At 66.9% G+C, this 6,844-nt stretch carries 8 protein-coding genes and 1 pseudogene; 1 reads left to right on the top strand and 8 read right to left on the bottom strand.

Annotated elements, in window-relative coordinates; translation table 11 throughout:
- Positions 1-448 (top strand): annotated as a pseudogene (locus tag BST17_RS29885) (hypothetical protein); the annotation flags it as partial.
- 18 nt (positions 449-466) lie between these two features.
- On the opposite strand, the gene BST17_RS20545 reads toward BST17_RS29885, so the two are convergent.
- The 8 genes from BST17_RS20545 to BST17_RS20510 form a co-directional block, all read right to left on the bottom strand.
- On the bottom strand, positions 467-1,471 hold the full coding sequence (locus BST17_RS20545) for a hypothetical protein (protein WP_083060744.1): 1,005 nt from the start codon (positions 1,469-1,471) through the stop codon (positions 467-469).
- On the bottom strand, positions 1,468-2,799 hold the full coding sequence (locus BST17_RS20540) for a Dyp-type peroxidase (protein WP_083060760.1): 1,332 nt from the start codon (positions 2,797-2,799) through the stop codon (positions 1,468-1,470). Before BST17_RS20540 ends, BST17_RS20545 begins: the two co-directional genes overlap by 4 nt.
- A gap of 11 nt (positions 2,800-2,810) precedes the next feature.
- Positions 2,811-3,215: a YybH family protein gene (locus tag BST17_RS20535; RefSeq protein WP_083060743.1), complete on the bottom strand. Its 405-nt coding sequence runs from the start codon at positions 3,213-3,215 to the stop codon at positions 2,811-2,813.
- Positions 3,212-3,772, bottom strand: a complete 561-nt coding sequence (locus tag BST17_RS20530; RefSeq protein ID WP_083060742.1) for a hypothetical protein — start codon at positions 3,770-3,772, stop codon at positions 3,212-3,214. Before BST17_RS20530 ends, BST17_RS20535 begins: the two co-directional genes overlap by 4 nt.
- Positions 3,773-3,872: 100 nt before the next feature.
- Entirely contained in the window at positions 3,873-4,397 is a 525-nt protein-coding gene (locus tag BST17_RS20525) for a nuclear transport factor 2-like protein (protein WP_083060741.1), read from the bottom strand.
- The gene (locus BST17_RS20520) at positions 4,387-4,998 is read right to left on the bottom strand and encodes a carboxymuconolactone decarboxylase family protein (RefSeq protein WP_083060740.1); all 612 of its coding nucleotides are present in this window, start codon (positions 4,996-4,998) and stop codon (positions 4,387-4,389) included. Before BST17_RS20520 ends, BST17_RS20525 begins: the two co-directional genes overlap by 11 nt.
- On the bottom strand, positions 4,995-5,417 hold the full coding sequence (locus tag BST17_RS20515) for a hypothetical protein (protein ID WP_083060739.1): 423 nt from the start codon (positions 5,415-5,417) through the stop codon (positions 4,995-4,997). Before BST17_RS20515 ends, BST17_RS20520 begins: the two co-directional genes overlap by 4 nt.
- Positions 5,417-6,772: an aromatic ring-hydroxylating oxygenase subunit alpha gene (locus tag BST17_RS20510; RefSeq protein ID WP_407937759.1), complete on the bottom strand. Its 1,356-nt coding sequence runs from the start codon at positions 6,770-6,772 to the stop codon at positions 5,417-5,419. Before BST17_RS20510 ends, BST17_RS20515 begins: the two co-directional genes overlap by 1 nt.
- Positions 6,773-6,844: the final 72 nt, after the last annotated feature.

The raw sequence follows: 6,844 nt of genomic DNA, 5'->3' as shown, positions 1-6,844 counted from the left end.
GGCCGCCCCGGTGGCGCAGGCGGCGCCCGTCCCGCAGGCCGCGCCCGCGGTGGAGGATCCCGTCGCGCAGACCGTGCCCACCGCGCAGTGGGTCCCGCCGGTCGTGCCGGACGCCGCCCCGGTGGTCGCCGAACCCCAGGTCGTCACCGCACCCGAGGTGGTCACCGCACCCGAGGCGGTCACCGAAGCCGTGCCGCATGTCGCCGACCCCTCGGTCCCGCCGGCCGCACCCGGGCCGGACCCGCTGCTGCCCGCCGCCCCGCCGGCGGTGGTGCCGCCCGCTCCGTTCCCGCTGTTCGCACCGCCTGCGCCGGTACCTGCCGCGCCGCCGCTCCCCGAACCCACGGTCGTCCCGGCACCCGAAGCAGCACCCGCGCCTGTCGAGCCGCCCCCGCCACCGGCGCCCGCGCCGTTGCCCGTCAACCCGATCTTCGGCGCGCTGCCCTGACGTCGACGCCCGGGGAAGTCACCGCATGGTGGCGAGATTGCGCCAAAAGGTCTGCAAGCTGTCGGTGCCGCCGAACAGGGTGGTGAAGTGCGTGGAATCCACCAGCACGATATCGCCGGCCCGCTGAGCCTCGGGAGGCATCCAGACCAGCGCATTGAAGGCCGCGTTCCCCGCATCGACGAACGGGTGCGGGCGGTTCACGTCGACCGGTTGGCGGCCCAGCACCCGCAGCGCTGCACTCTCGGGCGCTGTCAGTTCGTAGTGCGGTAGATGCGGGTGGAAATTGAACGTGCTGACACCGGCGAGCAGTCCCAGATCGTCCAGGTCGAGTCGCCCCTCCAGCGGCGCGATGTCCTTGGTGCCGGGCACGACGGCGGGTCGCAGACCCCACTTGTTGTGGATCGGGACGTCCAGCGCCCGGATAAGCGATCGGGTGTACTGGCTGAACCGCTGCTGGCGCGGGACCAGTGGGTCCCCGTGATGCAGGTACTCGACCTGGCGCTGTGCGTAGTCATCGGTATCACCGACATCGTGATGCGGCGCGATCAGCAGGCAGGTGCCCTCGCGGGACAACCAGCGCCGCAACGCCTCGACCTCCGCCGCCGACGCTTCCTCCTGCGCCAGCAGGTGGTCGAGTCCGAACACCATCAGGGTGTCGCAGTCGTCGAGGATGCGTTCATCGATGGGCAGTTTGTAGCCCGCCTGGTCGATGCGCTGGAAGACCGCCACCGGGTGCCCGGTGGCGGCCTCGCCGACCTCCTGGAAGGCCAGCGTGGACCGATGGAAGAGCTCCAAGGTGCCCGCGATGCCCTGGAGGAAGTGGGCGGCGTCGTACTCGGGTGTCTCATAGGCCGGCCACAGCGCGTTGCGCACCTCGGTGATGGTGGAGAACCGGTTCTCCATCGCCCCCGGATCACGTTGCGCCTCCCAGGGATAACTCCACGACCAGTAGATGCTGATCCGCCGCTGCCCGTTGTGCGGGCGGGGGACGTGGGTCTGGTTGTACGTGCGGGCGCCGGTCATGGCTGATCCTCGCCTGTCAGCTCGGTCAGATACCGCAGGGCTGAGATACCCGGCAGGAAGAAATACGCGCCACCCTTGAGTGCGGTGAACGCGGGAATGCCCTTGTGCACCTTTCGGATCGGCCGCTTGGGCACGGTGAAGTCCATGGTGCCGTCCTGGGTGCCGCAGATCGGGTCGTGCTCGTTGCCCAGTTCGTGGAAGGTCTTGTCGTTGATCCACACGTTCTGGGCGAACTCGAACTGACGCACCAGATCTGCGCAGATGATGAACGCCGCGATACCGCGGTCGACACCGTCATCGGGAGCGCCGTCCGGCAGTGCCTCGCCGTAGGTGGCGCCACGCCTGATCATCCGTCGCCGGTTCATGTAGTGCGCGGTGTCGCGGGGGTTGAGCCTGCGCGCGTGGGAGCCCAGCGGGCAGGCATAGCCGAACGGGTCGTCGTCCTTGTAGTTGAAATCGTTGTTGCGCATCGGGTCTGCGCCCAGCTCGGGATCATCTTTGTCCGGTGCGAGGACCAGCGGAGCGCCACTGCGCCACCGACCCATGAACTTGGCCGCCAGCAGTTCCTCGCCCTCGGCGCCATCGGCGTTCTCCCGCAGATAGTCGCGGAACAGCGCCACATCCTCGTAGAGCCGTCGATACGCCAGATAGCTGCCGTTGCGTGACAGCACCTGCGGCTGCGGCAGACCGGCCACCGGCCCGTTCTCGTCGGGATACCCGAGGATGAACTCACCGGGTTCCAGCGGGTCTCCCGAACCCGGCGTCGGTTGCTCACCCGAGCCCTTCATCACCGGCTGGGACAGCCGGTCACGGAACCCGAAGTGGTCATGGGCGTAGTTGAACGGCGGGGTGGCATTCAGGTCGAGATGGGACAGGCTGCGCACACCGGCGGTGCGGGCGAGCAGTTCGTCGTGTGCCGCAATCGACATGGCGCACTGCTCATCTGTGCGGGCGAACAGGATCGCGATGGCGTGCAGGTCGGCACCGGCCAGGCCGCCCACCCAGTGCTCGGGGGCGTTGCCGCCGGTGTCACCGAGGATGCTCGCCCGCGCGGCCATGCCCTCGCGGAATTCGGCGGGAAAGGTGGCCAGCGAGTCTTCGGGGACCCCGAGGGCGCGTAACCCCGTCCAGGTGAAGGCCAGCGTCACCCAGCGGTCGGACTCGTCCATGGTGGCGACGGCCTCCGTCGCCGACTGGGTCTTGTCGAGCAGTTCGGTGAGCCAGGCGCGGCCGCCGGCTGGGGTGTCGAAGGTCAGGAACTCGTAGCGGCCCGTGATGGCGGGTGTGCGGGTCAGCAGGATGTGCTGGATATCGTCCAACTCGAGCACGGTGTGCTCCCTCACTCGCGGGGTGCGCCCTTGGCCCACGCCCAGGCCGCCACCCGCCAGCCGTCGGCGAGGCGGCGCAGCGCCAGGGTGAACACCGCACCGGACTGGGTGCGCGCGGTGCCGTTGAGATCGAATGTCATGGTGGCCGGGGCGACGATGTAGGCGCTGTCGTCACCGATGTCGTTGTGCAGCGGTTCGCCGAGTGTCACGTGGTAGTTCGACGCGCCGAGGTGGGCGCTCTCGGCCATCACGTCGCGGTACCAGTCGGTCACCGCGGTCGGCCCGGTCCACACGTGCGGTGCCATCCCGTCCAGGATCGATCCGTCGGGCACGAAGGCGGCCGACATCGCCTGGGCGTCACCGGCATTGAAGGCGTCGAGGTAGGTCTGCACCGCGGCCAGCGGCGTCGTGTTCACTGCATCTGATCCAGCATGTCGGAGAACGCCGCCTTGAGCCGCAGGGCCTTCTTGATCTCGTCGGCGGTGACGTAGGGGTACTCGCCGTACTCCAGGAAGCTGGGCACCTGATGTTCCCGCACGAATTTGATGAACGAGTCCGGATTCTCCTTCCAATCCTCGGGGAAACCCTCGAGGTTGGTGAACACGGTGGTGATGCCGGTGGCGCTGAACAGCTGCACGGCGTCCTCGGTGTACTTGTCGAAGTCGGTGTCGAAGATGCCCATGTACTGGAAGTGCAGGCCCGATCCGACGTCGAAGAGGTTCCAGCGCAGGTAATGCAGGCGCAGCGGTGCCAGTGCTTCGGGGCTGGCTTGGATGGTGTCCTCGATCTGTTTGCCGTAGGCGCGCACCGCCGCCTCGCGGCCCTCCTTCACCTTGGCGATGATGGAGAAGCCGTGGCAGGCCGGCGTCCGCGGGAAGATCGGACCGTAGCGGCCGCGCTCTTCGACGAAGTAGCCCTCGGGCGGGATCGCCAGCGCTGCCGGCTTGGACCAGTCCTGCTCCTGATGTGCCATCACGCACCCCCGTCTCGACCGCGTTCGGGGAGAAACCTAGCACCTGAGAGCGCAGGCCACCTGACGATCGGCGGGGTCCGGAAACCGAGTATTTGTCAGGTCAGAAACTCAGGCCGTGCTTCTCGAAATGCGCGGCCAGCGCCTGCATGTACCCGTCCCCGTGGAACGGGCCACGCGCGCCGATCGCGGCCTCCAGGAACGGCCCGTACTCCTCGTCGTTGACGTAGGTCGACCAGTGCGTGATCTGTCCGTCGTCATTGGTGTCGACGAAGCTGATGGAGTAGAAGCCCATGACCGTGCCGTCGTGGACATTGGTGCCCTGCCAGCGGTAGCGCATCACGAAACCGTTCTCGGCCGGCCACACCTTGTAGTCGACGGGTCTCCAGTCCGGGAAGGTGATGCCGTAGGCCTTGGCCTCCACGGTCGCCGCGGTATCCCAGTGGGTGGCGACATCCTTGAGGACCAGTTCCTGCTCGGCGACGAAATACGGTGAGGTGTAGACCGCGTCGTCGGTGAACTCCCACTCGTCGTAGGTCTCGCCCTCGGCGACCTTCTGCAGGACGTACTTGTCGCGGTAGCTCTCGGCCATCCGGCGGTGTTTGGCGATCCGGTCCTCAAGCTTCATGGCCTCTCTTCTCCTCCGGTAGTGCGGCGCTGCCGGGTTGGGGCGCCAGGCCCCAGGTGCCGAACGCCATTGCGGTCAGGGTGTAGGTGCCGACGAGAAAGATCAGTTCCATCGCGGCGTGTTCGCCGAGCTCGTCGACGAGTCGTTGCCAGGTGGACCAGTCGGCTCTTCCGTTCGCGATCAATTCGTCGACGGCGTCGAGCACCGAACGGTCGGTGCCGGTGAACCCGGTATTGCCCTCGGCGAGCGCGGCGACATCGGCATCGGTGACACCGACGGCGGCGCCGAGGCGGACGTGCTGACCCCATTCGAAGGCCGAGCGGTGCCGATGGGCCACCCGCAGGATGGTCAGCTCACGCAGCCGTGCGGGCAGCTCCCCGCGCTGTAGCAGGAAGCCGTTGAAGCGCAGGAACATCCGCGCCATCTCCGGGTGATGAGCCAGCATGCCGATGATGTCGAAGTTCAGCGGATCGTAGTGGTCTCCCGAGCCGGCTCTGGGCACCTTGTCGCCCGGGAGGCCGAGCAGGGCGCCGAACGCGGCGTACTCGGCATCTCCCCACTGGTCGGCGGTCAGGGGCGGCATCCGCTGTTCGTCGGTCATGCCGGCAGCGCCATCTGCAGGTACAGGTCGAGGCGACGGATGCGGCCCTGTTCGTTGAATGCGTAGACCGACAGCGAGTTCACCACACTGCGGAAATCGCCGACCGCACTGCGCTCTTCCAGTTCCAGGAACACCAGATCATTGTGTTCGGTGATCCGCTTGAAGGTGCACTCCCACTCCGAGGTGGTGGCCCAGCCGGTCAGGAACTCGACGTAACCGGCCCAGTCCATCTCCTCCTTGAACGCCCCGACCCGCAGGAAGTTCTCGGTGTCGACGAGGTCGGCCAGCGGTGCCCAGGACTCGGTGCCGAAGTCCACGCCCTTGGCTTCGGTGACCAGTCGCCCGGTGGTCGCGGCGTACTGCAGCACGGTGCGGCTGCGGCCGGTGTGCGCGGTGAGTATCTCGGCGAGCTCGGGCATCAGACGGTGGCCAGGTAGCGGTCGATCACCGAGTGGTAATGCGCGATCACCACCTCCTCGTTGACCAGTGCCATATGGTCCAGGCGATCGTTGCGCAGGCCGATCTGCTGGCGCGGCATCTGCTCGTAATCCTGTTGCAACGCTTCGAAATACTTGAAGCTGCCCGGTTCCTGCACGTCGACCAGCTCGGCGGCGAACGCGGTGCGGTGCTCCGGGGGCAACCACATGAAGCTGGTGATGTGCCAGATGCACCGGTTGGGGTCACCGTCGGGGTGCGGGGTGGACATGATGACGGTGGCCTCGCCGGCGCGGATGGTCATGAAGAAGTTGGGGAACAGCACCCAGCCGTGGTTGTCGCTCATCTGTGCGTCGGTCAGTCCGTCGACGTCCAGACCGTCGCGGGACAGGGTGTCGCGGGTGGCCTGCTGCAGCAGTGTGCGTCCGGTGACGCCCTCGGGGAAGGTCAGGGTGCCATCGGCGCTGCGGTGGCCGTCGACCAGTTCGGTGAACCGGGGGAGCACCCGGACGACACCGGGGAAGGTCTCCGGCAGCTCCATGATGCCCTCGACCTGTTTGTCCGGACCCATGCCCTCGACATGGGCGACTTCGAACGGTGCCACGGCGACACTGTGCCTGTCCAGGAATCGGTATCTGGTCTTGGTCGGGTCGATGACCAACACCCGCAGCAGTTGGGGGTGGATGCCCGAGACGTGATAGCCCTCCTCGAACGCGTCCATCACCACCTTCCAGTTGCAGTCCAGCGCCTCGCGGACATCGAGCACCGTGGTCATCTGGTCCAGGTGGTAGGGCTCCAGGATGCGAATGACGTCCTCGCCCAGAAACTCTCGCAGTGGCGCGGCATCCGGGTCGGGGTTGAGGAAGACGAAACCGGCGAACGTGTCCACCCCCACCTCGAGCAGACCGTAGGCGTCCTTGTCGATCTCGGGCTTCGAACAACCACGCAGGGCACCCTGTTGGTCATAGGACCACAGGTGGTACTGGCAGACGATCCGCTGCTTGGCCTGCCCCTGTCCGGTGAACAGCGGATTACCGCGATGCCGGCAGGCGTTGACGAATCCGCGCAACCCGCCGTCCTTTCCACGCATCACGACGAAGGACTGATCGAAGATCCGGTACTCCTTGAAGGCGCCCGCGGCGGCGAATTCGTCCTCGCGCCCGATGACCTGCCACACCCGCATCCAGATGGCCTGCCGTTCGCGGGCCACGAACTCCGGTGACGTGTAGCGGTCGGTGGGGATCTGCATCCGGAACAACGCGCTCGCCGCATCGGGGGTCAGCCCCTGGGTGTCGACCCAGTCACCGGGCCGGGCGGATCGTGCGGAATCGACAGACATCGGGTTCCCTTCAGGCGAAGCGCGTCGGGCTGTGACGGCAGTCACGATAATACATAAGTGGTTTTCAGATAC

It is taken from the genome of Mycolicibacterium bacteremicum, from assembly GCF_002086115.1.
GTDB classification, from domain to species: domain Bacteria; phylum Actinomycetota; class Actinomycetes; order Mycobacteriales; family Mycobacteriaceae; genus Mycobacterium; species Mycobacterium bacteremicum.
Note: the sequence above shows the minus strand (reverse complement) of the source record. Positions and strands in the feature narration are given on the sequence as shown.